At 32.4% G+C, this 1,240-nt stretch carries 1 protein-coding gene and 1 pseudogene; both read left to right on the top strand.

Going from position 1 to position 1,240, the window contains the following annotated elements:
- Nucleotides 1–278 (top strand): annotated as a pseudogene (locus RTW80_RS25530) (hypothetical protein); the annotation flags it as partial.
- 550 nt (nucleotides 279–828) lie between these two features.
- The coding region (locus RTW80_RS25525; protein WP_312720846.1) for an HNH endonuclease signature motif containing protein at nucleotides 829–1,240 on the top strand (412 nt) is incomplete at its 3' end.

Here is a 1,240-nt window from a genome sequence, read left to right as displayed (position 1 = left end):
ATAGTCAACTGCGGAACATTATAAAATCATGCAATGATGCTATTCTTTATTCAATAAGTGCATTAACAGCCTCATTGTTAATATTAAAAACTCTACCTCCCGTAAAAATAGATTTATTTCAAACTCTGATGACCAACATCTTTGGGTATATTCTCTTACTCGCTTACACTATTTTACTAATCATTAAAGCGAGTATTGCTGCATCAGAAAGCATAGACAATTTTAAGTCTTATCGCTCGTCTTCTCAGAACACTCATCAAAAAGAACCTTTGCAATAATCATAATAAGTGGTAATAGTATTATACAAATTTCTGTTACCACGGCTAAAATAACATATCTATCATTAACATAATCTAGATTACTAAAACTAAAATTGGGAGTGATATTCAAAAAAAACAATGACGATATAATGAATAAAAAATAAGAAATTATTGAAATGATTATGACAGTTTTCTTTTTCATATGCGTGCCTTTTTGAAATTTATTTTATATATAGATATCAAATTAATATTAATTGTCAATATCAATTCAATAATAAGCAAGGGCTAACTTATCGAAGCTACGCTTCACTAAGTTCCCTTGCTTTTCTTCCCTTCGGTTGAAAAGGAAAACAAGTCTATTCTTTGATCACATAGCCGCTTCCCAGCTTCACCATCAGAAAACGAAGACAAAAGAATACAGATTCTTTAAAGAAAGTTAGCCACAGGTTGCAAACCCCGCCACAAACGTGATATTGATCACATTTACAATAATTAAAGCTAAATCCTATTGATGTTATAATAATAAAATATCCACAGAGAGTCATTTCCCCTTAGCAAGGAGTCATTAGTGGGTGAAGAACGCAAGAACATCAATCATAATACGCATATAGTTTTATATGATGAGGTAAGTGGTCTTTGCCCAAAATGCTTTAAACCTTTAATGGTTCAGAATGGCAAACGAAAAATAAAGCTCTATGAAGTAGCACACATATATCCATTTTCCCCTCGTGAAGAGGAAAAGGAATTACTTAAAGATGAGCAACTTCTTTGCGATGATGTTGATAGCGAAGATAATTTAATTGCCTTGTGCAGAGACTGTCATAAGTTGTTCGACAACCCAAGAACGATTGAGGGTTATCGGGAAATGTACGCTATCAAAAAGCAGTTGAGACAAGCAGCACAAATCAAAAACAGCCAATTTAATTTTAAGATTGAAGAAGAGATCAAAGAGATAATTGATATACTATCAACTCTTGAAC

It is taken from the genome of Escherichia sp. AM3 (genome assembly GCF_032029835.1).
Taxonomy (GTDB): Bacteria; Pseudomonadota; Gammaproteobacteria; order Enterobacterales; family Enterobacteriaceae; genus Escherichia; species Escherichia coli.
The sequence above is the reverse complement of the archived record's forward strand: the minus strand, read 5'-3'. Positions and strand labels throughout refer to the sequence as shown.